General features: G+C 49.7%; 26 protein-coding genes and 2 pseudogenes. 20 read left to right on the top strand and 8 right to left on the bottom strand.

From position 1 onward, the window contains the following. The first annotated feature begins 236 nt into the window (after positions 1–236). The 8 genes from metG to O9H85_RS31185 all read left to right on the top strand — a co-directional run bounded on the left by metG (position 237) and on the right by O9H85_RS31185 (position 8,988). Complete coding sequence (gene metG / locus O9H85_RS31225; RefSeq protein ID WP_269885289.1) at positions 237–2,264, top strand: methionine--tRNA ligase; 2,028 nt, start codon at positions 237–239, stop codon at positions 2,262–2,264. 56 nt (positions 2,265–2,320) lie between these two features. Beyond that, positions 2,321–3,394, top strand: coding sequence for a Gfo/Idh/MocA family protein (locus O9H85_RS31220; RefSeq protein ID WP_269885307.1), 1,074 nt, complete (start codon positions 2,321–2,323; stop codon positions 3,392–3,394). A gap of 169 nt (positions 3,395–3,563) precedes the next feature. Then, the gene (locus O9H85_RS31215) at positions 3,564–4,508 is read left to right on the top strand and encodes a metal ABC transporter substrate-binding protein (protein ID WP_269885288.1); all 945 of its coding nucleotides are present in this window, start codon (positions 3,564–3,566) and stop codon (positions 4,506–4,508) included. Positions 4,509–4,542: 34 nt separating this feature from the next. Continuing rightward, entirely contained in the window at positions 4,543–5,328 is a 786-nt protein-coding gene (locus tag O9H85_RS31210) for a metal ABC transporter ATP-binding protein (RefSeq protein WP_269885287.1), read from the top strand. A gap of 12 nt (positions 5,329–5,340) precedes the next feature. After that, positions 5,341–6,144, top strand: a complete 804-nt coding sequence (locus tag O9H85_RS31205) for a metal ABC transporter permease (RefSeq protein WP_269885286.1) — start codon at positions 5,341–5,343, stop codon at positions 6,142–6,144. A 60-nt stretch (positions 6,145–6,204) separates the two neighbouring features. After that, positions 6,205–6,915 carry a cytochrome c biogenesis CcdA family protein gene (locus tag O9H85_RS31200; RefSeq protein ID WP_269885285.1) on the top strand — a complete coding sequence of 237 codons (711 nt, stop codon included), beginning with the start codon at positions 6,205–6,207 and terminating at the stop codon, positions 6,913–6,915. Positions 6,916–7,416: 501 nt separating this feature from the next. Next, entirely contained in the window at positions 7,417–7,839 is a 423-nt protein-coding gene (gene mntR, locus O9H85_RS31190; protein ID WP_269885284.1) for a transcriptional regulator MntR, read from the top strand. Positions 7,840–8,001: 162 nt separating this feature from the next. Further along, positions 8,002–8,988 carry a patatin-like phospholipase family protein gene (locus O9H85_RS31185; protein ID WP_269885283.1) on the top strand — a complete coding sequence of 329 codons (987 nt, stop codon included), beginning with the start codon at positions 8,002–8,004 and terminating at the stop codon, positions 8,986–8,988. A gap of 48 nt (positions 8,989–9,036) precedes the next feature. Here the strand turns inward: O9H85_RS31185 and O9H85_RS31180 are convergent, their stop codons facing one another. Both O9H85_RS31180 and O9H85_RS31175 read right to left on the bottom strand, forming a co-directional pair. After that, positions 9,037–9,309, bottom strand: coding sequence for a hypothetical protein (locus O9H85_RS31180; protein ID WP_269885282.1), 273 nt, complete (start codon positions 9,307–9,309; stop codon positions 9,037–9,039). A 51-nt stretch (positions 9,310–9,360) separates the two neighbouring features. Continuing rightward, positions 9,361–10,296: a DUF1385 domain-containing protein gene (locus tag O9H85_RS31175; RefSeq protein WP_269885281.1), complete on the bottom strand. Its 936-nt coding sequence runs from the start codon at positions 10,294–10,296 to the stop codon at positions 9,361–9,363. 144 nt (positions 10,297–10,440) lie between these two features. Here O9H85_RS31175 and O9H85_RS31170 point away from each other — a divergent pair, with 144 nt between their 5' ends. The 7 genes from O9H85_RS31170 to O9H85_RS31140 all read left to right on the top strand — a co-directional run bounded on the left by O9H85_RS31170 (position 10,441) and on the right by O9H85_RS31140 (position 15,923). Then, positions 10,441–10,950, top strand: a complete 510-nt coding sequence (locus O9H85_RS31170; protein WP_269885280.1) for a YqhR family membrane protein — start codon at positions 10,441–10,443, stop codon at positions 10,948–10,950. 86 nt (positions 10,951–11,036) lie between these two features. Further along, positions 11,037–11,483, top strand: a complete 447-nt coding sequence (gene aroQ / locus O9H85_RS31165; RefSeq protein ID WP_269885279.1) for a type II 3-dehydroquinate dehydratase — start codon at positions 11,037–11,039, stop codon at positions 11,481–11,483. A 2-nt stretch (positions 11,484–11,485) separates the two neighbouring features. Beyond that, the gene (locus tag O9H85_RS31160; RefSeq protein ID WP_269885278.1) at positions 11,486–12,559 is read left to right on the top strand and encodes a M24 family metallopeptidase; all 1,074 of its coding nucleotides are present in this window, start codon (positions 11,486–11,488) and stop codon (positions 12,557–12,559) included. A gap of 99 nt (positions 12,560–12,658) precedes the next feature. Then, a complete protein-coding gene (gene efp / locus O9H85_RS31155; protein WP_269885277.1) occupies positions 12,659–13,216 on the top strand; it encodes an elongation factor P in 558 nt (185 codons plus the stop codon). A 166-nt stretch (positions 13,217–13,382) separates the two neighbouring features. Continuing rightward, positions 13,383–14,534: a tyrosine-type recombinase/integrase gene (locus tag O9H85_RS31150; RefSeq protein WP_269885275.1), complete on the top strand. Its 1,152-nt coding sequence runs from the start codon at positions 13,383–13,385 to the stop codon at positions 14,532–14,534. Between the two features lie 227 nt (positions 14,535–14,761). Beyond that, positions 14,762–15,193, top strand: a complete 432-nt coding sequence (locus O9H85_RS31145) for a GNAT family N-acetyltransferase (protein ID WP_269885274.1) — start codon at positions 14,762–14,764, stop codon at positions 15,191–15,193. 268 nt (positions 15,194–15,461) lie between these two features. Beyond that, complete coding sequence (locus O9H85_RS31140; protein WP_269885273.1) at positions 15,462–15,923, top strand: hypothetical protein; 462 nt, start codon at positions 15,462–15,464, stop codon at positions 15,921–15,923. A gap of 124 nt (positions 15,924–16,047) precedes the next feature. Here the strand turns inward: O9H85_RS31140 and O9H85_RS31135 are convergent. Next, a pseudogene (locus O9H85_RS31135) lies at positions 16,048–17,201 on the bottom strand (IS256 family transposase). Positions 17,202–17,216: 15 nt separating this feature from the next. On the opposite strand from O9H85_RS31135, the gene O9H85_RS31130 reads away from it, so the two are divergent. Next, positions 17,217–17,534: a GNAT family N-acetyltransferase gene (locus O9H85_RS31130; protein WP_269885272.1), complete on the top strand. Its 318-nt coding sequence runs from the start codon at positions 17,217–17,219 to the stop codon at positions 17,532–17,534. 160 nt (positions 17,535–17,694) lie between these two features. Here the strand turns inward: O9H85_RS31130 and O9H85_RS31125 are convergent, their stop codons facing one another. Continuing rightward, positions 17,695–19,050: an IS1380 family transposase gene (locus O9H85_RS31125; protein ID WP_269885271.1), complete on the bottom strand. Its 1,356-nt coding sequence runs from the start codon at positions 19,048–19,050 to the stop codon at positions 17,695–17,697. Positions 19,051–19,247: 197 nt separating this feature from the next. On the opposite strand from O9H85_RS31125, the gene O9H85_RS31120 reads away from it, so the two are divergent. Further along, the gene (locus O9H85_RS31120; protein ID WP_269885270.1) at positions 19,248–19,730 is read left to right on the top strand and encodes an SDR family NAD(P)-dependent oxidoreductase; all 483 of its coding nucleotides are present in this window, start codon (positions 19,248–19,250) and stop codon (positions 19,728–19,730) included. A 154-nt stretch (positions 19,731–19,884) separates the two neighbouring features. Next, positions 19,885–20,040, top strand: a complete 156-nt coding sequence (locus O9H85_RS31115; RefSeq protein WP_269885269.1) for a hypothetical protein — start codon at positions 19,885–19,887, stop codon at positions 20,038–20,040. A 330-nt stretch (positions 20,041–20,370) separates the two neighbouring features. On the opposite strand, the gene O9H85_RS31110 is transcribed toward O9H85_RS31115, so the two are convergent. The 4 genes and pseudogenes from O9H85_RS31110 to O9H85_RS31095 all read right to left on the bottom strand — a co-directional run bounded on the left by O9H85_RS31110 (position 20,371) and on the right by O9H85_RS31095 (position 22,705). Continuing rightward, the gene (locus O9H85_RS31110) at positions 20,371–21,255 is read right to left on the bottom strand and encodes a cupredoxin domain-containing protein (protein WP_269885268.1); all 885 of its coding nucleotides are present in this window, start codon (positions 21,253–21,255) and stop codon (positions 20,371–20,373) included. A 162-nt stretch (positions 21,256–21,417) separates the two neighbouring features. Then, complete coding sequence (locus O9H85_RS31105; RefSeq protein WP_269885267.1) at positions 21,418–21,960, bottom strand: DoxX family protein; 543 nt, start codon at positions 21,958–21,960, stop codon at positions 21,418–21,420. 263 nt (positions 21,961–22,223) lie between these two features. After that, positions 22,224–22,451, bottom strand: a pseudogene (locus O9H85_RS31100) (PduL/EutD family phosphate acyltransferase); the annotation flags it as partial. A 104-nt stretch (positions 22,452–22,555) separates the two neighbouring features. Beyond that, entirely contained in the window at positions 22,556–22,705 is a 150-nt protein-coding gene (locus tag O9H85_RS31095) for a 3-hydroxyacyl-CoA dehydrogenase NAD-binding domain-containing protein (RefSeq protein WP_269885266.1), read from the bottom strand. 326 nt (positions 22,706–23,031) lie between these two features. Here O9H85_RS31095 and O9H85_RS31090 point away from each other — a divergent pair, with 326 nt between their 5' ends. Further along, a complete protein-coding gene (locus O9H85_RS31090) occupies positions 23,032–23,943 on the top strand; it encodes a GGDEF domain-containing protein (protein ID WP_269885265.1) in 912 nt (303 codons plus the stop codon). Between the two features lie 98 nt (positions 23,944–24,041). Next, positions 24,042–24,479, top strand: coding sequence for a universal stress protein (locus O9H85_RS31085; protein WP_269885264.1), 438 nt, complete (start codon positions 24,042–24,044; stop codon positions 24,477–24,479). Positions 24,480–24,534 lie beyond the last annotated feature (55 nt).

Genomic DNA, 24,534 nt, shown 5'->3' with positions numbered 1-24,534 from the left:
TCATCGGGGTGAGCCTTCATCGTGATTCCAGCGTTAATGGAAGGTCGCAAGTCGACCGCTGAGCCTTGCGCTCCGTCAGAGGATGGATCCCGTGCGGAACCGATCCAACGAACGGCGGTGCAGTCAAGGGAAGTTGGGTGGTACCGCGTGAGCCAGAGCTCTCGTCCCAAAGGGGATGGGGGCTTTTTTGCATTCTACGGACTGCAATTCTCGTATCAAAATAACCAAGGAGGCGTATGATCATGCCACAGGAGAACAAAACGTTTTTTATTACGACCCCGATCTATTATCCGAGCGATAAGCTTCACATCGGGCATGCTTACTCGACGGTAGCCGGAGATGTAATGTCGCGCTACAAGCGGCTTCGCGGGTATGACGTCATGTATTTGACCGGCACCGACGAGCACGGGCAGAAGATCGAACGCAAGGCCCAGGAGGCGGGCAAGACGCCGCAGCAATTCGTGGACGATATCGTCTCGGGCATAAAGGAGCTGTGGAAGAAGCTCGACATCTCTTACGACGATTTCATCCGCACGACCGAGCCTCGGCATAAGGCGGCGGTGGAGAAGATTTTCAACCAGCTGAAGGAGCAGGACGACATTTACTTGAGCCATTACGAGGGCTGGTACTGTACGCCTTGCGAATCGTTCTTCCTGGAAAGCAAGCTTGTGGACGGGAAATGTCCGGATTGCGGACGTCCCGTGGAGTGGGTGAAGGAGGAGAGCTACTTCTTCCGTCTCAGCAAGTATGCGGACCGGCTCGTCCAATATTACGAGGAGAATCCGGATTTCATCACTCCGGAATCTCGCCGCAACGAGATGATTAACAATTTCATCAAGCCGGGACTCGAAGATATGGCGGTTTCCCGCTCAACCTATGAATGGGGCATTAAGGTGCCCGGCGATCCGAAGCACGTCATCTACGTCTGGATCGATGCATTGTCCAATTACATCACGGCTCTCGGCTACGGCAGCGAGGATGACAGCAAGTACCGGAAATACTGGCCGGCGGACGTGCACCTGATGAGCAAGGAGATCGTGCGCTTCCATACGATCATCTGGCCGATCATGCTGATGGCGCTCGGGCTCCCCTTGCCGAAGAAGGTCATTGGCCACGGCTGGCTGCTCATGAAGGACGGCAAGATGTCCAAATCGAAAGGCAACGTCGTGGATCCGGTTACGCTGATCGACCGTTACGGACTGGATGCGCTCCGTTATTACCTGATGAGGGAAGTGCCTTTCGGCTCGGACGGCACGTTCACGCCGGAGAGCTTCGTCGAGCGGATCAACTTCGACCTGGCGAACGATCTGGGCAATTTGCTGAGCCGTACGGTCGTCATGATCGACAAATATTTCAACGGCGAAGTGCAGCCGTACCTGCAAGGCGCTACCGAATTTGACGCCGCCCTGCTGGAAACTGTCGAAACGACGGTTGCCAAAGTCGAGGAAGCGATGGAGAAGCTGGAGTTCTCCGTGGCGCTGACGTCCATCTGGCAGCTTGTAAGCCGTACGAACAAATACATTGACGAGACGCAGCCATGGATGCTGGTCAAGGACGAAGCGAAGCGCCCGGCGCTTGGATCGGTGCTGTACTGCCTGGCTGAATCGCTCCGGATTACGTCCATCATGCTGCAGCCGTTCATGACGCAAACGCCTCGCACGATGTGGCAGCAGCTGGGCCTAAGCGATCCGGCGCTGCTCGCCTGGGATACGATCCATGCCTTCGGTACGATGCCGGCTGGCACGCGGGTACAGAAGGGCGAGGTCATGTTCCCGCGGCTTGACCTGGAGAAAGAAACGGACTTCATCGCGCAATCGATGAACGGCGGGTCTGCGCCTGAAGCTGCCGAAGCGGTAGAGGCTCCGGTTAATACGGAGGGGACACCGGCAGCTGCTGCGAGTTCAAAGCCTCAACAGGACTCGGAGGAGGAGGCGCCGCTTCCGGAAATCTCGATCGACGATTTCTTCAAGGTCGAGCTCCGCGTCGCGCAAGTCATTGCCGCCGAGCCGGTGAAGAAAGCCGACAAGCTGCTCAAGCTGCAGCTGGATCTAGGCACCGAGCAGCGACAGGTAGTATCGGGCATCGCAAAATACTACATGCCGGAGCAAATGATCGGCCGCAAGGTGATCTGCGTGACGAACCTGAAGCCGGTGAAATTACGCGGCGAGCTGTCCCAGGGCATGATTCTGGCCGCTTCGCAGGGAGATCAATTAACTTTAGCGACAGTTTCTGATGAAATTCCTAACGGATCTGTGGTAAAATAAACATTGTTCACGTTAACAATGTCATAATACCTAGTTCGGGAGGTTATGGATTCATGATGCAAACAAGCGATGGAATGAACTACGCTCCACAAGGTAAACCGAATCCGGTCGTGAAGTCCGGCGAATTCGCGTTCGCCGCGATTGCGCTCGACCATGGGCACATCAACGGGATGTGCAACGGTCTCATCGAGGCCGGCGCAGACCTGGTCGCCGTCTATGACCGCGACCCGGCCAAAGTCGAAGCGTTCGTCAAGCGGTTTCCGCAAGCCAGAGCTGCCGCTTCCGAAGCGGAAATTTTGAACGACCCAAGCATCAAGCTGGTTGCTGCGGCGGCCGTCCCGTCGGAGCGCTGCGCCTTGGGTCTGCGCGTGATGGACGCCGGTAAAGACTACTTTACCGACAAGACGCCGTTCACCACGCTGGAGCAGCTGGAGTCGGCACGCGCCAAAGTGAAAGAAACCGGCAAGAAGTACATGGTGTACTACAGCGAACGTCTTCATGTCGAGAGCGCGATCTTCGCCGGCCAGCTCATCGAGCAGGGTGCCATCGGACGCGTTGTTCAGGTCATGGGCTGGGGTCCTCACCGTTTGAATGCCCCGACTCGCCCGGAGTGGTTCTTCCAGCATGAGAAATACGGCGGCATCCTGTGCGACATCGGCAGCCATCAGATCGAGCAGTTCCTGTACTATACCGGCGCGAAGGATGCAACGGTTGTCAGCAGCCGGATCGCGAACTACAACAACAAGGATTATCCGGAGCTTGAGGATTTCGGAGACGCAACGTTGACAGGCGACAACGGCGCGACGTTCTACTTCCGTGTGGACTGGCTGACGCCGGACGGACTCAGCACGTGGGGCGATGGTCGGACGATCATTCTCGGCACCGAGGGCTACATCGAGCTTCGGAAATATGTCGACATTGCGCGCGATAAAGCCGGCGACCACCTCTATTTGGTGAACAAGGACGGCGAGCAGCATTTCGAGTTGCGAGGCAAGGTAGGCTTTCCGTTCTTCGGTCAGCTGATTCTGGACTGCATCAACCGTACCGAGAAGGCGATGACTCAGGAGCATGCGTTCAAAGCGGCGGAGTTGTGCCTCAAAGCGCAAAACCAGGCCGTTCGCGTCCAGTAAACGATTCCCGAGCCGGTCTTCCGGCTCATCAACCCTCTGCAGAACAATCTGCAGGGGGTATTTTTTTGAGGGACGGGGTTCAAAAAGGCTGTTGACAGTGGAGGAGGACGGACTTATAATCATGTTTGTTAATAAAAATAATTACGATTAGCATTCGGGGAGAGAGACAATGTTAAAAAAATATGGTTTGCTGATGACTTCGCTGCTGCTTGCGGTTGCGCTGTTCGTCAGCGCTTGCGGAAAGCCGCAGGCCTCGCTTGTCAAAGGAAAAATCAATATCGTAGCCAGCTTCTATCCGCTTTATGATTTCGCCTCCAAGATCGGGGGAAGCCACGTCAACGTCATCAATCTGGTGCCTGCCGGCGTGGAGCCGCATGACTGGGAGCCGAAAAGCCGGGATATTCAGAATATTACCAAATCCGATCTGCTGCTCTATCTGGGAGCCGGGTTCGAGGGCTGGGTCGATCATACGGTAGGAAGCTTGCCAAAGGACGCGAAGGTAACGCCGGTCGAGACCAGCAAAGGCATCAGCTTCATGAAGGCGACTGAGGAGGAAAATGCGCCTAAGGGCGATAAATCGGCCAAAGAAGGGGCTTACGATCCCCATGTATGGCTCAGCCCGGTGAATGCCAAGCTGATGGCGCAGAACATCAAGGACGCGCTGGTTAAAGTCGACGCCGCCCATCAGGCGGACTATGAAGTGAACTTCAAGAAGCTGTCCGATCAATTGGATCAGCTGAATACGAAATATAAGACGAAGCTGGCGCCGCTGCCGAATAAGGACATCGTAGTAAGCCATCAAGCCTTCGCTTACCTGGCGAAGGAATACGGTCTCGTGCAGAAGCCGATCATGGGCTTGTCCCCGGACGCCGAGCCTACGTCCAAGGATATGAAAGATATTATTCAATTCGTAAAAGACAACCATGTCAAATATATTTTCTTTGAGGAGCTCGTATCCGATAAGCTGGCCAAGACGCTCGCCAAGGATGCCGGCGTCCAGACTATGGTGCTCAACCCGCTAGAGGGTCTTACGGAGGAACAGAGCAAGCAAGGCGCCGATTATGTGTCGATTATGGAAAACAATTTGAATAATTTAATAAAAGCATTACAATAGAAGGTAGACTTTCCGATTAAGGAGCATACCTGTGATGGACAATAAACCTTCCGGATGTCATCAACAGATCGTCACGATCGATGACGTCTTTTTTTCTTATGAGAACAAGCATGTCATTGAAGGGCTTCAATTCACCGTACTGGAGCGCGATTTCGTCGGGCTCATGGGAGCGAACGGGGCGGGCAAGACGACGCTGCTCAAAATGATCGTCGGCCTCCTCCGGCCGACCCGCGGCGAGATCCGGCTGTTCGGTCAGCCGGTGCGGCAATTCAACGACTGGGAGCGCATCGGCTATGTGCCCCAGAAGAACGCGCTGAACCCGCTCTTCCCGGCAACGGTACGCGAGGTCGTCACTTCCGGGCTGTTCGGCCGGAAGAAGCTGTTCCGCCGCGTCTCGAAGGCCGACAGGCAGAAGGCGGACGATGCGCTCTACGCGATGCGCATCGAGGATCTGGCTGACCGCCGTATCGGACAGCTGTCCGGCGGTCAGCAGCAGCGAGTGTTCCTCGCCCGCGCGATGATCAACAACCCGGAGCTGCTTATCCTGGACGAGCCTACGGTCGGGATCGACGCGGAGACGCAGGAGGGCTTCTTCCGGATGATCCGGCATATGCACCAGCATCATCACATCACTTTTATTATGGTATCTCACGATATGGAGATGATGAAGTCGTATTTGGGCAATCAGCCGGCGCTGAAGGACGGCGGATTATCCTTTTATGTGAAGCATACCCATGAACCCGAGAATTGCGGGGAAACGAATTTAACCCATTCCATCCAGCAGCTGAGGGACTCGATGGAAGTGCTGAGTTCACGATAGGAGAGAAGCAGGTTGGATATTTTTACAGAGTATTTTTTTCAAAGAGCGCTCATCGGAGGAATTTTGATCGGGTTGACGGCACCTCTGATGGGAGTATTCCTCGTGCTGCGGCGGCTGTCCATGATCGGGGACACGCTGGCCCACGTTTCGATCGCTGGAGTCGCACTAGGCTTCTTGATCAATGTATACCCTATCGGCGTAGGGCTGTTATTCGCGCTGCTCGCTTCCTTCGCGATCGAACGGCTGCGAAAGGCCTATAAGACCTATGCGGAGCTGTCAATCGCCATTATTATGTCCGGCGGCGTAGCGCTGGCCACTCTGCTGTTTACGATCGGCAAAGGCTTTAATATCAACGTGATGAGCTATTTCTTCGGCAGCATCTATACGCTGGATAATACGGACTTGTGGGTAGTCGCTGGAGTTACGGTGCTCGTCGTGGCCGTAATTGCCATCAACTACAAGGAAATGTTCCTCATGTTCTTCGACGAGGATGCAGCGGGCGTCAGCGGTCTGCCCATTCGCTTCTACAACATTCTGATCACGATGCTGACCGCGCTCGTCATCAGCGTATCGATCAAAATCGTCGGAGCGCTGCTCGTTTCGTCGCTGTTAACGATCCCGGTCGCCTGCAGCCTGCTCGTGGCACGGAGCTTCAAGAATTCCGTCTTCTGGGCCGTTCTGTTCTCGGAGATTGCCGTGACGCTGGGTCTGATTGCTGCGGGCTGGTGGGATTTGGCGCCTGGTGCCAGCATTGTGCTCGCGCTGATCGCTATGCTCATTTGTATTTTGTTCGTGAAGCGGGGACTTCGCCTTTAAAATCTACCTCATGGTGATAGGGATGAAGTCCTCAGCAATAGAAGAAGGTGATCGAAAGCCATGCATTTGAATTTCTGGATTGCGCTATGGGCAGGGTTCGCATCCTTTATCTCGCCTTGCTGCTTGCCGCTCTATCCGTCTTATTTATCCTACATAACAGGCGTTTCCGTCAGCCGGCTGCGGGAAGAACAAAGCACCCGGGACATTCGTTTCAAAACGATTACTCATACGTTATGTTTTATTCTCGGCTTTTCCATCATCTTCTACAGCTTGGCTTGGGGAACGAGCTTTATAGCGAATGCCTTCTCCGACTACCGCGGGCTGCTGCGTCAAATCGCGGCGATTCTGATCTTCGCGATGGGTCTGTTCCTGCTGGGCATATTCCAGCCGCAATGGCTGCTGAAGGAACGCAAGGTCCAGTGGAAATTCCGGCCTGCCGGTTATATCGGCTCCGTGCTGATCGGCATGGGCTTCGCCGCAGGATGGTCTCCCTGCATCGGGCCGATTCTATCCGCGATGCTGGCTTTAGCCGCTACCGAGCCGGGTTCCTGGCTCCCGCTCATTACCGCTTATTCGCTCGGGTTCGCCATCCCGTTCTTTATCCTGGCCTTCTTCATCGGTTCTACGAAGTGGATTCTAAAATACACGTCCACCTTGATGAAAGTTGGAGGGGGGCTCATGCTCATCATCGGCGTCCTGCTCTACACGGACCAAATGACGCGTATCACTGTATGGCTGCAGAGCATCACTCCGGATTGGCTTAAATTTTAGGTGAAATAATCGATATTCGATTCCGGAAAATGATGAAAGATTATCCATCTCCAGCTTCGATTTCGGATACCGCTGGCGGATGTTGTTTTCGGCGGTCTTCTTGAATCGATGCTGGATCAGCTCAAGGTTAGGTCAGAGGCCGCTTCCGCCGGAAGGGCCTCTTTCAATTTGACCGGAAGCCCGGCATAGACCTTCTGCCACCTTCGTGTCAGATCATGGGGACAATGATAAACCCGATGGGCCAGCCTCCTTTGGCCACCATTTCGGCGACTCCTCATCTTCCGTTTCATTGACCGTTCAACTTGCTTCACAGTCGTCTGGTATGCTATATTATACAACGCTTGTCTTTACCATAGCTTGCGACAAGGTGTCCTTCCCCGGCATGGGAATTGCATGCGGTCCGGGAGGGGTTTAGGCTTGCGCTTGGCAAAAGATTAAGTGTATCATTAACTATACAAAGTATCGAAGAGCTTCTTCTTTGGACGCACAGGAGGATTCGCGATGGCTACGCCAAGCATGGAAGATTATTTGGAACGCATCTATAAATTAATCGACGAGAAGGGCTATGCGCGCGTGTCCGACATTGCCGAAGGGTTGGAAGTCCATCCTTCTTCGGTAACGAAGATGATCCAGAAGCTGGACAAGGATAACTATCTCGTGTATGAGAAATACCGGGGACTTGTGCTGACCTCGAAGGGCCAGAAGGTAGGGAAACGGCTCGTTGACCGCCATCAGCTGCTGGAGGAATTTCTGACCCTCATCGGCGTTTCCGAGGAACAGATCTATAAGGACGTTGAAGGCATCGAGCATCATCTCAGCTGGGACTCGATTACATGCATCGAGACGCTGCTTGAATATTTCCGGCGCGATCCGTCGCGGATGAGTGATCTTGTCAGCTTGAAGAAGGAATTGGAAGAGAATTAACCGAATAAGTGTACAACGACATTCAGTCCGTGCGGCTGGATGTTTTTTTGAATGAACGGGCATAAGTACAAACTTTCTCCTCATACATAGGTGGTGGGACATTACTAACGCTCTCGTGGGACCGAAAGCGTTCGCCGGGACGATAGGAGAGGGGATGGACGGGTGAAGATCAATGCGGTATTTGAGGGCGGAGGGGTGAAGGGCATTGCGTTGGCCGGGGCGGTATCTGCCGTGGAGCAGCTGGGATACGGCTTTCATCAGGTAGCAGGCACCTCCTCGGGGGCGATCGTAGCGGCACTGGTGGCGGCGGGCTATAAGGCGGAGGAGCTCAAGATGATTATCGAGGCCACACCGTTCGGGGCCTTTCTGAAAAGAGCGCCGATCTTCGAAACGAAGGTGATCGGGCCGCTAACCCGTCTGTTTCTGAAGAAAGGGCTATATTCCGGCGAAGCGCTGGAGCAGTGGATGTACCAACTCCTGCTGGCTAAAGGAATTAAGACCTTCGGCGATTTGAACGATCAGCAGCTTCGCATTATCGCTTCCGACATTTCGGGTCGTAAGCTGCTTGTCCTTCCCGGCGATATCTCCCAATACGGCATCGACCCGAAACGGCTTCTCGTGGCCAAAGCGGTCCGGATGAGCACCAGCATCCCTTATTTCTTCGATCCGGTCGTGATCCGCAAATCCCCGGATAAAAGATCCCCCGGCGAGAAATTCGCCGATCAATTCGTTTATATCGTGGACGGGGGGCTGTTAAGTAACTTTCCCCTCTGGATCTTCGATCAGAACGAGGTGCCTCCGCTGGATCAAATGATTCCGACCATCGGCTTCCAGCTCTTCGGCCGCGGCACCGGGATGCCGAACGCCATCCACGGTCCATTGTCGATGCTCAAAGCGCTATTCTCCACGATGATGGACGCCCACGACGGCCGGTATATTGAGGACCATAACCAATTTCGAACGGTGATCATCCCGACGTACGGCGTATCCATCACGCAATTCAGCATTACAGCGGAAGAGAGCCTGAAGCTGTACGAATCCGGCTTGCAAGCGTCGCTCGCTTTCTTCAATAAATGGAAGCTAACCGATTATAAGCAGAAATATGTATCTTACTTAAGGCAGAAGGCTTCATCTCTAAAGAGCGGATGATCAAATAAAAAAAGCCCGGGCGAAATGAATCCGTCCGGGCTGCTGCAGTTAATGATATTTCGGAGGTTCGTCCGAGCTGTCCTTGCTCCCGTTGATGACACGGAAGGAAGCATTTCGCCGCTTGGCCTTGGCAAAGCGGGAGGAAGCCGGCCGGCCTCCGCGCCGCCACCGGTTCGGCGGAAATTTATACAGCCAGAATATGATTCCGAAGACAAGGATCGGAATGATGTAGGCTCCCGGATTTCGGAAGATGCTTGCCAAAATACCGAGCGCGATCAATCCTAATACGATGTAGGTGGACCATGGATAACGGCCTCTCATGACGATTCCTCCTTGGGCGTACCAGCTTGATCCGCTTTACTTGGGGGCGGATTACCCCTTGAATTGCCGGTCCAGCTCGCGCATCCGGTTAAAGGAGGCGATGGACACTTCCACTTGCTCGTCATTCGGCTCCTTGGTCGTAAGCAGCTGCAGCCATAGCCCCGGATAGCCGAGATATCTCAGCACCGGCACCTCGCGAAGCGAGTTCGTGAATCTCAGCGCTTCATAAGATACTCCGATCACGAGCGGCAGAAGCACGATGCGCTGCACGATCCGCTGCAGGAACGTTTCATAAGGGAACAGGGAATAAATAATTACTCCGATGATAACGGTAAATACGATAAAGCTGCTGCCGCACCGGTAATGCAGGGTATTGAACTGCTGGACGTTCGCTACAGTCAATTCTTTGCCCGCTTCGTACGCGCTGATGACCTTATGTTCCGCTCCATGGTATTGGAACAGCCGTTTGATCATCGGCGTCAGCGAGATGAAGTAAATGTAGGCGACCAGAAAAATGATCTTGATCAAGCCTTCCAACAGGTTATGGCCGATCTGGTTCACGAACAGCTTGCCGAACAAAAATTGCTCAATCGTCGGCGGAATGAGTGTAAACACGAACTTGCCGAACAAGAAGGAAAGGATACCTACGAACGCCACCCCGAGAATCATGGAGATTCGCCCTGTAACCGTTTCGTTCTTCTCTTCCTTCACTTCTCCTTCTTCCTCCGCGAATACCTCGGCGGAGAAATTGAGATGCTGGGCGCCCTTGGCGCTGGCCTCGATAATGCCGACGATGCCGCGGATCAAAGGAATCTTCTTCAGCGTCTGCACCCAATCGATTTCCTTCTTCGGCACCTCCAGGAATTGGATGGAATTATCTTTTCGGCGAACCGCCGTCACATGCACATGCTGACCGGCAAACATAACGCCTTCAATCACGGCCTGTCCGCCGTATACCGCATTTGGACAATTTTCCGACAAAACCATACACCTTCTTCTAATCTAAGTGTGAATTAAATTGCGAGCAAGTATGTATTTATTGTAACGAATCCGCGGACATAATGCCACCGTTTATAGAACAAACTTTTGCATATACTACTTCTATCTGCTTTTGGAGGAGGTCCCTGGCTTATGGTACAATCGAAAAGGGAAACCGTCCATGATACGACGAAGTGGCGGTTCGCGGTAAATGTCGGATTTTTCGCCGGGCTGCTGTGGGGCGGAGTCAAAATTGTCGAGCATTATTTTCATTTTACGACGCTTTCACCCGGTTTTCTGATCGAGCCTTTCTATCTTCATTCTTTCTTGTCGACTTGGCAGGGTATGCTCGCCGGATGGCTTGCTTTCATTGTGTTTTCCATCGTCTCGGCTCTGATCTATTCCGTGCTTCTAGCCAAAGCGAGAGGGCCTTGGTGCGGTATTTGGTACGGCCTTGCCTGGTGGGCGGTGATCTTTCTGATTCTCGGACCGGTTACCGGCACTACGAAATGGATCGCCTACATGGATCTGAACACGGTGCTTACAGACCTCTGCTTGTTCCTGCTATGGGGACTCTTCATCGGTTATTCCATCACATTCGAATTTACGGACGAACGGGTACGCGAGCCTTATCCGGGCAACAAAATTCCCGAGCCGGACTAAGCTGCAAAAAAAAGTTCTCAAACCGGGGAAACTTATGGTAAAATGGCTAAGTATGTGCGGTTTTCAGCCGTAAGGAGGTTCCCTGTTTGAAACAGATATTGCTACTGAATGGACCCAATCTTAACATGCTCGGCGTTCGTGAGCCGGGAATTTACGGTACAGTAACCCTGGAGACGATCGTACGGCGTATGGAACGGCTCGCAGAGGAGCTGCAGGTCGGACTCGAATGCTTTCAGTCCAATCACGAGGGTGCGCTCATTGATCGGATTCACGCGGCGTACGGTACGAAGGACGGCATCGTGATGAATCCGGGGGCCTTTACGCATTATTCTTATGCGATTCGCGATGCGATCAGTACGGTAGGGCTTCCCATGATTGAGGTCCATATATCGAATATTCACAAAAGAGAGGCGTTCCGCCACACTTCGGTGATTGCCCCTGTAGCGCTCGGGCAAATCGCCGGTTTTGGCGCGGACAGCTATGAGCTGGGCCTGCGGGCTCTGGTCCAGCATCTTCAACCAACGGAGGGATGAGCATGCAACAGGAACGCATCAATCGCTTGCGCGGACTTCTCCAAGAAAAGGGTCTGCCTGCCCTACTCGTTACGAATGCTACGAACCGTCTTTATATGACAGGCTTCACCGGATCTTCCGGATATGTGCTGATCACCGAAACGCGGGCTATTCTTCTGACGGATTTCCGTTATGCCACACAGGCGCCTCAGCAAGCGAAGGGCTATGAGGTCATCGAGCATGCGCCGAAACCGATGGAGACGGTGAGGGAACTGCTCGGCACAATGGGGATTAAGAAGGTAGGCTTCGAGCAAAACGATCTGACCTACGGCGCATACCGTGCCACGTCCCAGACCTTGTCCGGAATCGAACTTGTTCCGACCGAGGATCTGGTCGAGACGCTTCGTATGGTGAAGGATGAGGGCGAGCTCGCTGTGATGCAGGAAGCCGCTGATCTCGCGGACCGCACGTTCGAGCACATACTGACCTTCTTGAAGCCGGGTATCACGGAAAACGAAGTGTCGCTCGAAATCGAAATGTTCGTCCGCCGGAACGGCGGCGCCGGTTCGTCCTTCGAGACGATCGTCGCTTCCGGAGAGCGTTCGGCGCTGCCTCATGGGAAAGCCAGCTCCCGGGTGCTTGGAACGAATGAATTCGTCAAGCTGGATTTCGGCGCGCTGTTCAAGCATTACTGCTCCGACATTACACGAACCGTCGTCTTAGGGAAACCGAGCGACAAGCATCGCGAGATTTACAATATCGTGCTGGAATCGCAGCTTAAGGCGCTGGAGATGATCAAACCCGGCATGACGGGACGCGAAGCGGATGCCGTCGCGCGCGATGTGATCAAGAGCTACGGCTATGGCGACAACTTCGGTCACGGACTCGGTCACGGGCTCGGCATGGAAGTGCACGAAGCGCCGCGTCTTTCGATGCAGGGCGATATCGTGCTGAAGCCGGGCATGGTCGTTACGGTCGAGCCGGGCATTTATTTGCCGGGATTCGGCGGCGTACGGATCGAAGACGATATTGTCATTACCGAAACAGGCAACCGCCGGTTAACACAATCAGGCAAAGACCTGATCGTGCTGCCATAAATTTGTTTATCCATTGCGGCGCGGCAGAAGGGACTGAGAGGCTCAGCCTTTACAGGAACTCTGCCGGTGCCCGCTCACATTTTAGGGAGGTTTTTTGAAGTGATCTCAGTAAACGATTTTAAGACAGGCCTTACCATTGATGTTGACGGCGACTTGTTCACCGTTATTGATTTCCAACACGTAAAACCAGGAAAAGGCGCGGCATTCGTTCGCTCCAAACTCAAGAACCTCCGCAACGGCAATACCGTAGAGCGCACCTTCCGTGCCGGCGAGAACGTGTCCCGCGCGCATATCGAGAACCGTCAAATGCAATACCTGTATGCCAGCGGTAAAGAACATACGTTCATGGATACGGAAACGTTCGATCAGATCAACCTCGACGAGAAGCAAATCGAGTGGGAGCTGAAGTTCCTGCAAGAGAACATGAACATGAACATCATGAGCTACCAAGGCGAAATCCTCGGTATCAACCTGCCGAACAGCGTCGATCTGAAGGTTGTTGAAACCGAGCCGGGCATCAAAGGCAACACGGCAACGGGTGCAACGAAGAACGCCAAGCTCGAAACCGGCCTGAACGTGCAAGTTCCGCTCTTCATCAACGAAGGCGACGTTCTGACCATCGACACGCGTGAAGGCAGATACGTTTCCCGCGCTTAAGTTATGCTGGACAAGCTGCGATCTTAAAGCATAAGATCCTTATCCGTTATGTGGATAAGGGTCTTTTTTGCATTTAAGGACGGACTACAGTCGTGATGAAGTGCCGAGCTTGCGCCGGGAAAAAAGCTTATTGGAAAGTGATTTTGTAATGAGAGGATTGGTGTAAATGATCGTCATTCAAAAGAGCGGCGAAGACAAGCTATCCGTCCGGTTCGGCTACGATGTGGAGCTGGTGGAGCGAATCAAAACCATTACAGGCAGAAAATACGACGCTAACGCGAAAGTGTGGCTGGTGTCTTATTCCATAAGCATGGTACGTATGTTGAAGGCGCTGTTCTCGGACCGGTTGATCGTGTGGGAAACGGGGCTTGATCCGGATGGGACGGATGGGAGTACTATAGCGGCCGGTATTGGCGAGGTCGAGTGTAAGAAGAAAGAGCTTACCAAACTTGCAAAACATGCGCTGGATTCGTTCGATGATACATTAAAGCTCAAGGGTTACAGCACACAAACCCGCAAAGCGTATGTTGGTCATACTCGTAGATTTTTATTAGGCTTGTCGGTTCCTCTATCTTCAGTCCATCGGACCGAGTTCGAAAATTATTTGTTGGCCGTCCTGGATGAGGATCGCTCTTATGCTTATTTGAATCAAACCGTAAGTGCGCTCAAGCTCTTCTGCAAAGAGACGCTTCAACGTGCAGACCTCTCCTTCAGCCTACCTAGGGCTCAGAAGGAGAAAAGACTCCCCGATGTACTGAGTGCAGATGAAGTTATGAGTATACTGTGTTCCGTAGATAATTTGAAACATCGTGCCATTCTCTATGTAGCTTATTCCGCGGGCTTGCGTGTCAGCGAGGTTGTGAATTTGAAGGTGCAGGATTTGGACGGGGAACGAGGATTGATACATATCCGGCAGAGCAAGGGACGGAAGGATCGGTACACCCTCCTGTCAAAAGCCGCCATGGAGCTGGTGCAAGCTTATATCCGGAAGGAACGGCCGGAGACATGGCTATTTCCGGGAGCGGAAGACGGGAGACACCTCACCATCCGGTCCGTGCAAAAGATGTTCGATCGCGCCGCGGCGAGATGTGGCATTCGAAAGCATATTACGATGCATACGCTTCGCCATTCGTTTGCCACGCATTTGCTGGAGGCAGGCACCGATCTGCGATATATCCAGGAGCTCCTGGGGCATCAGAGCTCGAAGACGACGGAGATTTATACGCATGTAACGACGAAGGATGTACGGCGTATTCAGAGTCCTTTGGATCGGATTATGCAGGATGGGGCGGGGAGGGGGACGGATGTGGGATTATGACGGAACAAGAAGAACGCAAATAATGTGAGCGCAATAATGAAGCCACTAAAATGAGGCTTAAACGAACCATGGGCGCTAAACAAACGGAATGAGGGGATAGAGAGAAACACCGTTTCGTTTAATATACATAATTTACTATTTATGGCGAAGCAGGTGCGTTATAATGGTGTTATAGAAAATTGCCGCGAATACATAAAAAATCCAAAAACCAATTCGGGAGAATGTCAATGAAGCTTATATTAAGATCCGGAAGACCTGAAGACCTTCAAAATATTGAAAATTGGGATTGGTTAGATGAAAACATTTATGAATGGAAATTAAAAAATGATGAAATATTTTTAGTAGAAATTGATTGCGAAATAGTTGGATATTTAAGGTTAGAGTATTTATGGTCCAAATATCCATATATTGGGTTAATCAAAGTACATGAAGATTATAGAAGACAAGGAATCGGCAGATCGTTGCTAGCTTTTTTAGAAGATCATCTAAGACTCAATGAACATGATACAATATTTAGTTCGTCACAAGTTAATGAAGCAGAACCTCAACAATGGCACCGACGAATGGGATTTGTGGAATGTGGAGTAATCAATGGAATTAATGAAGGAAATATAGGAGAGATCTTTTTTAAGAAATATATCAAGAATATAAAAGACTAATATTGAAGGGAATTTATTCAGCATCTTCAAGGAAGGCAGCAACATCCTATAACACCGTATTCACGCTACGGCTCCTGACGGAGCCTTGGTCTGCCAGATGTTATTCAGGGAAGCGAGTTCAGGCAGACAACCCTGCACCGACTAAGCGCATCGCGCCCCGCCTAACGGCCTTAAGTCGGTGAGGGTTCGTGAATACAAGAACGTTAGGTGAAATGCTAAGTGAATTTTAATTAAAAGAAACATAACTACATCATTCTGGAGGTCGTGTATGCTATTCAAATCAGAAGAGCAAATCAAACATTACTTTTATATTGATGGAAGTTTACGAGATATATATGTTTTAGATACCTGTTTGACCGACTGGAATGATTTTTTAAATTATATTGTTAAGTCTGAATACATATATGACATTGGTTTATATAGAGACAATGAAATAATAGATTTTAAAGGACTAAATATTACTGATTTATTCAATTTAAAGAAAGAGCATTTTTTAACACTATCTTTTAGAATTGATGATGTCTTGATATGCTGTCACTTTTTTACTATTGATGAGATTGAATTAGACGTTGACCCAAGTAATATAAACTTAAATAGATTAAATTCAATAGTAAACTTTATGAAGAAATTATCAATAGAAATAAACAAAGAAGTTATTTTAACCCCAGAGAACACAAAGGAAATTGAATTAATTAAGGTAGACCTAAAAGGGAGTATACATAACTTATAAGATGTCTTGAATGTAATAACTGTCCGCACATCACCTAACACCGTATTCACGCTGCGGGCGGGTCTGTCAAGATCTTTGTGTAGACTCATTTAAAAAGATTTCTCCCCGATGGGAGAAAAAATTTTCAGCGTAAAAATTGGCCGATGCGTTCGGGAAAGAAAACCGAAAGTTGGAGCAGTATCTGGCCCCAATTCTGTACACGGCCCGTCCATTTACGGACGACATCCATTGTGGCCAGATAAAACATTTTTAGCAGAGCCTCGTCTGTCGGGAAGATGCTTTTCCCTTTCGTGACCTTTCGAAGCTGGCGATGGTAGCTCTCAATCATATTGGTGGTGTAGATGAGCTTTCGAAGCTCTGGCGGGTACTTGAAGAAGGTAGCTAGTTCATCCCAGTTAGAACGCCAAGAGCGGATGATCAAGGGATACTTACTACCCCAAGCCTCTTCAAATTGGTCAAGTTCCTGCAAAGCTGCTTCTTCCGTTGCCGCTTTGTAAATGGGCTTTAAAGCAGCTGTTACCTTTTTGAGGTCCTTGTAGGACACATAGCGAGTCGAGTTCCGAATCTGGTGAATGATGCATTTCTGGATTTCTGTCTTGGGATAAGAGGCTGCAATGGCTTGGGAAAAGCCGGTCAGGTTGTCGACACAGGTGATCAAGATGTCTTGTACTCCGCGGTTCTTCAGGTCATTCAGCACGCCGAGCCAGAATTTAGAGGACTCATTCTCGCCGATCCACATGCCGAGGACATCCTTGTTTCCATCCAGGTCAATACCGATAACCATGTAAGCAGCCTTATTTACGATGTGCCCATCCTGCTTCACTTTGAAATGAATGGCGTCCAAGAAGACCACCGCATACACGCTCTGCAAGGGGCGGCTTTGCCATTCTTTAATGACGGGAACGAGTTTGTTTGTTACATTGGAAATCATCGTGGGCGACACTTCAACACCGTACAATTGCTCGAGGTGATCCTGAATATCTCTTGTGCTGACTCCCTTGGCATACATGGCAACAATCTGATCCTCAATGCCCGTACAGTCGATTGGTGCTTCTTCACAACAATCGGCTCGAACTCACCTTGACGATCCCGTGGAACTTCGATTTCATGTTCCCCGTATTCGCTGATGATGGTCTTCTTACTTTTACCGTTTCTGCTATTGGTGGTTTGTTTGTTCTGGACGTCGTGCTTCTCGTACCCTAAGTGCGTATCGAGCTCCGCCTCCAGTTCCCTCAAGATGAATTGGAGTTGTTTTTTATTTACCCAAGATGGGATTATCCGGCGACTCCAAGCATGATGGCGGAAGTAGCAAATCAGAGGTATAACGCTACCGTAATAACATTCAATAATGAAGTAGTGGGCTACAGCAATCTATACGATGTTGTAGATGGAGCGCACTGTTGGCTGGGGAATGTCATTATTTCGCCCCGGCATAGAGGTAAGTGCGCAGGAGCCTATTTGATTAAAACCATGATGAACAAGGCCCGGGAAGAACGAGGTGTAAAGCAGCTTAAATTAATGTGCCACAACATCAATACGAAGGCATTATTATTTTATAATCGATTAGGTTTTAAACCCTTTGGTTTACAAGAAATGGTGGATAAACATTAACCTGAATCCGTGAAAGATTGTTGAGGCCAGACTCTATGAGCGAACCCCACAAGGTTGCTTGGAAAAATAAGGAACCGGGGGATTCCAAAACAATTACGTGCAGGTGCAAACAGACCTCCCCTTTCGGGAAAGTCCAAACTTAACATGATAGGGTTACTGGTCAGCCCGACAACGCCATATATATTCGACGAAATGTCGGGAACCAAGGACTGTGATGACCAAAGCGCAACTTGGTTTCCCTGGCATGCTTAACCAACCTGGAGGCCAGCCAGATCAGATTCTCAATGACTGTTCTGACCCGCCGCCTTATAACCTTCGTCTTCACTGGAGCGTCAGGCGCTTGCAGAGAGATTTGGCCTATGGCTCGTAGCAGATTGTAAGCGAACAGCCCGGCGCACAGCACCAGATCGTTGGTGGCAAACTTTCCTGAAGGTAGACGCTCCAAGTTCAAATCGGTTTTAAGTTCACTATGGAACTGTTCGCTTGTCGCATGGTCACGATATAGGTTAACAATTTGTGAAGGAGCACAAGAGAGTGTTGTCCAATACACTTCTGCCTCCACAATTGGCGTAAGCAGAATCTGCCCATCAGCTTCGATGGTTCGCTCCGTTACGCGGTAAACTGCTTGAATGGGACGTATCAATTTTTTGTCATTCCAAGTCAATGCACCTAAATAGACGCGTTTGCCTTCTCGCTCTTCACAGCACATACCATCCTGACTGGCAATAGCTAGCCATTCTTCTGGCGACTCGCGACGCAAATTGCGCTTAATGATGAAGTCAACTTGCTCATTCAGGCAGACGTTCAGATTCTCAATTGCATCATTCCCAGCATCCATCCGGACTAGTAATCGTTTGTCTGTCAGCCGACGACTATACTCAATGCTATGCAGAAGAAATGCCGCAGCCTCTTTTTGAACATGCGTGCTGCCCTCGCGCAGATTCACGTTGACACCGTAGCCTTCCTGTCCGAGATAGGCAAAGAAAGGAGAATAGCCATCCGTTCCCTTGTAAGTTCGGGAGACGCCTTCCTTCTTTGTGAAACCATTGTCGAACGGGGAAACGTCCAGATCAAGCGGAAGCCAAGACGAAACTTGTCCCCCGTCTGTTGTAACGGTTACTGGCGTTAAGGGTACTTCTAACGAACGGAGTAAGTCGGCCGACTCTTCCAACAAAATCGTCTGCCAGTCATAGCTGGCGGCTGCAGCCAGATCGAGCCGTTGACGGAGGGTTGGCGATGAAGGTACGTGCTTAATACCAAGAGCTTTGCCGAAGAATTTATCTTCACGAAAAGGCTCAATGTGATCAAAATCGCTCTTACCCTGACATAACAAACCCAGATAAGAGCACAGAACATCGGGGTGTGTGACCGTTGGATTATGAACACCGGGCAACTTGTATTTAATAAGACGCTTAGCTATTCGCGTATGTGAAAGAAGCAAGCCGATGAGCGCTAGACCAGAATGCGCGGTCAGCGTTTCCATCGACTGGTCCAGATTGAATCGTACGGGTTTCATCATTGCACCTCCGGGGTGAAGTTGAGAAAAACGAAGAGTTTCCCTCTTTTCTCCATTTTAAGCCACCGGACGTTCATATTCTATTGTTTTCATATATTCGCTTTCACGGATTCAGGATCATTTTAAAATGGAAGAAGAAATCATTTCTTCGCTTGCAGATCGATCGAATGCAATCGGTTTTTAAGGGAGGTGAAAAGATGGGATTGGCCGGTGCGACGGTAATTGTGCCCGTGCGTACGCCGGACAAAGCCCGTGCTTCGCTTGCCGGTATCCCGCGAGTGGAGCTGGAGGAGTTGGATCTTATGGACCCTGCTTCAATCGATGCATTTGCACAGCGGTTTCTGGACTCTGAACGGCCGCTGGATATTCTCGTCAATAACGCCAGCATTATGGCTGCCCCATTGATGCGTGACACACGTGGCTACGAATCCCAATTCGCCACCAACCATTTGGGTCACTTCCAGTTGACTGCACGGCTCTGGCCGGCCTTGAAACAGACAGGAAACGCGCGGGTCGTATCGGTCTCCTCAACTGGAATCCGCTTCGGGGGTGTAGATTTTAACGATCCAAACTTCGAGCGGCGGGGTACGACAAGTGGAAAGCTTACGGCACATGGCGTCCGTGCCTTCTCCGTCCATCCTGGCAGGATCTTGACCGATTTGGCGTTTTATGTCCGATGACGAATTACGCGCAATGGGCGCGTTTGACGAGCAGAGACGCCGCGTCACCGTTGCGCCCAGCGGCAGCGGATACAAGACAGTTGAGCAGGGGGCGGCAACGAGCGTATGGTGCGCGGCGAGTACTCAGCTAGATGGGAAAGGCGGCGTTTATTGCTTGGATGTCGATATCGCCGAGGTCGTTCCGGCATTTACTTTGCAGGGGGTGACCCAAGTGGTGGAGGACGTACTTCCCTGGGCGATCGACCCCGACTTGGCGGAGCGGCTGTGGCAACTCAGCGAGGAGATGACCGGCGTAAAGTTCACGACTTGAGCGTGACACAACATTAACAATTGTCGGGAAGGACTTATTAGTTCAAATTAGGGTCGAACCACAACATATTAGGTAGAGGGTTGAGCTGTAAATCAAATTCTCCAAATCATTAAACGGATTTTACTATAGCTGAATAAAAGTAGCGGCAGTCTAAGACTTTATTTTTTTAGAGTCTTAGTCCGCCGCTGTTTTATTTTGGAGTCAGTCTAATACTTATTTTTGAAAGTTGACGATTTTTCGTTTCATAAAGCCCCATTATTTCAAAGAGTCCAGTCTATTACTTTATTTTCATCTAAGAAAAATACCTTTATAACTGATAACTGACTGATGTTATTTTACAGTGATATATCCCATCATATAATTATCGTTCATCATGGCCCAGCCTTGGTTTGCGCCGTCGCAAGGTGCACCGCACATCCATTCAAATTTACCTGTTTTGTCGGCTGTAAAAGTGGTTTGAAATACTCCGGGATCCCCGATATCTTTGCGGCTAGTGACTTGAAGATTTATGCCCAAGTCGCCGCTTATGATCGGATGCGGGTTTTTTCCGAAATGGTATACGGTTAATTGCACGGGTGTACCGGCATTAACGGTCACATCGCCAGGTGTATAGGCATCATGCATCTTTCCATCCGGACCGAGCTTATAATCGGCGTTCGCGACCATAGTGATATGCTGGACATGATCCTTCACCGGAGTCACCGTGATTTTGCCCTTCATATATCCGTCCTGACTCATAGCCCATTGCGAATTATCTCCATCGCATGGAACGGCGCACAACCAATCAAATGTCCCTTCCTTGGAAGGAGTAAATGTAAATGTTGTAACTGCCGGCTCGCCTTTCTTTTTGCTGCCTTCGATTTGTACATTCAGTCCGAGATCGGCCGACGTATAAGTATGGGCTCCTTCGTCATAATTGTAAAAGTTCAATGTGACCGGCTTACCGACAGCCAAGGATAAATCGCCTCCGATAAACGAATCGTGGAGCTTGCCGTCCGCGCCTTTTTTAACGCCCGGTTCGATAACGATATATTCATTTTCCGGTTTAGCTGTTTCAGCGGATGTTGTTGGGCTCGACACAGTTTGCACGCTCGAGGCCGCATTGGACTTTGGAGACGAGGCATTAGGAGTAGCTTCTTTTGATATTTGGCCACATCCTGCTAACAGAGTGAAAGAAGCCGCTAGAGTGACGATGATGAGAAATTGTTTTTTCATGTTGATTATCTCCTTTATCTATATTGTTTGTTATCAATGCCTCTGTATCATTGGAGTGAGAGAGAAGGAAGCAGTCTGCCAAAGCAACCACTCCCTTAATATTCCCTCATACTGTGCAATCCGGTTGCATAGTTCTTTCGCTCATTGGATGGCGTTTTCGGGTTAGGCATGTGCTGGCGTATGCTTTGTACCGGTTCCCGTTTTATGATTGGCATCGTCTTTCTTATGCATTAATTTGTTCAGGTACGGCATCAGGTAGTAGTCTACGCCAAATCTTCCGGCATTTGCCCCGGCCATAAACAAGATCCCGCCAATCAGAATGAACCATGGATTCGTGCTTACGGTGCCGGCGAACATGAACATAAAGTTCATCAAAAGTCCGAAAAACAGTGCGGCGGTAGTCAAAGCTCCCAGAATTAATCCAAGTCCGACTAAGAATTCGCCTAGAGGAATCATAAAGTTAATAATCTTAACGTTCGGCAGCGCAATATTGTTTATGAAAGCTGTAAAAGTCGGATAAACCAGCTCATTGGTTGCTTTATCGATCACCGGTTTAGTGACTGCGTTATTTAAGAATCCGGCCGCATCGAATCCGCCCGTGATTTTTTGCCATCCGTGTGTGAGCCATTCATATCCAAAGTACAATCGAACAAAAAGCAGGACCCCTGCCGCATATTTATTCTCTCTAATCCATTTTCCCAACATGACAATCAGCTCCTCAATTTTAATTTGTGAAAATTTTCATTACTTTTGGTAAGATACTTTGTCATTTCTGACAAGATCGGGATCGGTTAAGTGGTTTCATGGGAATTCTCCTTCGCCCTCGATATTGCTTGCGGTTACTTCCTCCCTGCGCCTTTAATTTACCATGCTGGAAAGCCAGAGCATGTGATCAAAATCACATGTTTATCATTTTTTTCTCTGGACCATCTATTGCGGGATGGCAGGATTAAAACGTACAAGGCATGCTACAGAATACATGCAATATCGCCATTAGCTACACCGGCAGCATTCGCTTCATCCGTATCGATGTGCATTTCCAGCAGAAAATCATCGGAAACCCGGGCAATGACGTTTTCAAATACAACGCCTCGGGCGGTTCGCATTTTCACCTGAAGCAGCTGCTTGTCCCTAATCCTACAGCGTACTGCATCGGACGTATGGAAATGAATATGTCTGGCGGCCAGAATAACTCCATATCGCACTTGCTGAAAGAGGAATAATCGGAAACCGGATGAATATTTGAAACGATCCATTTTTTCTCTTGCCCGGTTATTGTCCATCGTTCGATTTGGCTGTCCTAATTCGTTTCAAAAAGCTTTAAAGATTGCTCCAGTTTGCTTGTAGAAATGTCGGATAAAAATACCTCCAAACCTTTTATGGCAAGCAATTCCGCAATTCCGCATCCCATTGTTCCCGCGCCAACGACTCCGATTCTTTTAAAATCCATATGATTGGTATACTCCTTCCCGCAGATGTTTCTGCGTTACTTTCTGATTTCGGTACTTACTATATCTGAAGCTTGCATGGGTAGGTGTGATTTAAATCATATTACTTCGAACTGAAGACCGATCGTGTCCTATTTGTTGCATGACAATGGTTCCGGGATGATTACTAAGAGCTGCTTCATTGCATACATTGCCTCACTGTCGGTCGAAATCCGTACGTTTAAAAGTCGGACAAAGTCAAACTATGAGCAAAGTCACAACGATCGGTTTACCCGTCTTCTATAATCCAGACATAAACATAACAGGCGCATATGAAGGAGGTATTGTCATGAGAAACGGACAACATTGGATGAACAAGCAAATGATTTCGCACAGTAAGGAACCGCAGTTGAATGATTTACGCAGAGCCTATTCCTTGCGTATACTAGTAACAGTTCTTGTGTTGGTATTTATGCTGCTGATCGTGATGGTGGACATGGCGGCCGTATATACAGTGGATTTTTTAGTTGATAGAAAGGATTTATTGAAGCAAATGATATTATTTGAAATTCCAGTATTTATTCTGGCACCATTTTTGACGTCTACTCTTGTTAATAAAGTGGCACTCCCCCTGAGAGGATTGTCCTGTTATATTAAGCAACTTTCCGGGGGAGACATTCAATCACCGGTTCCTGTATTCGTTACGCCTAATCATGAAGTTAACGAGTTGGATCAGTGCGTCATTCATGCCGTTGAATATGTAAAAACGCGTTTTGGCGATTTAAAGGTCGAAGCGGAAACAGACCCTTTAACGGGTCTGGTTAACCGAAGAACATTGGACCGAATCATCGAGCATTGGGGGAGCAATCATTCTGCATTTTCCCTTATTATGTTGGACATTGATTACTTTAAACGAATAAACGATACATATGGCCATGGTGTGGGCGATGAGGTTCTCAGGTATTTGTCGACAATCATGCTCGGTTTATCGCGTACAGGCGATTATTGCTGCAGATATGGGGGAGAAGAGTTTGTTATTTTGCTTCCGTGGACAAGCATGGATAAAGCAATTTCTGTTGCAGAGCGGCTCCGCATAAAAATGTCGGAAACAGTTAGCCCGGTAGGTGAAATCATAACGATTTCATTGGGAGTAGCAACATGGGAAACTTCCGACCAGGATGTCTCCGATATTCTATTACGGGCGGATCAGGCCTTATATGCAGCCAAGCAAACAGGACGTAATCGTGTGGTGGCAGGATAAATGGGGAGAAGGTTTAGATGTTTTTTACAAATTGCAGCTTTTCATACTCCGGCACGGAGAAGATTCGTTGATTCAGAATACAGGGGGAGGCGGACTGCATGACAGGCTTTCATTTCAAGAAAATACTCGTTGCATACGATGGTTCCGAATTGGCGGAGAAAGCGCTAAAAGCGGCCATTAAGCTTGCTGTGCACGATAAGAAAATCGAACTGCATATCTTGCATGTTTTAAAGCCGTTGCCAATCTTCGATTACATAGAAACCGGGGTTGAAAATGTGAAGATGCTGCGCAGGGAAAAAGCGGATGTGATGATGAAAGAAATCAAGGAATCTTTGTACGGAATGGGAAACCCGATCATTGTTGAAATTGTTGAAGGGCATCCGGAGAAGAAAATAGTAGAGTATGCCGAGAAACATAACTGTGACTTAATCGTTATGGGCAGCCGAGGGCTAGGGGGATTGAAAGAAGCTTTTCTTGGAAGCGTTAGCCATTATGTGGTACAGCATACCCGCATACCGACTTTTATTATCAAGTAGCCTATATTGAATGTAACAATTAGAGCGCCGGTAGTTACCGACGCTCTTCGCATTT

It is taken from the genome of Paenibacillus gyeongsangnamensis (assembly GCF_027533625.1).
Classification (GTDB): Bacteria; Bacillota; Bacilli; order Paenibacillales; family NBRC-103111; genus Paenibacillus_G; species Paenibacillus_G gyeongsangnamensis.
The sequence above is the reverse complement of the archived record's forward strand: the minus strand, read 5'-3'. Positions and strand labels throughout refer to the sequence as shown.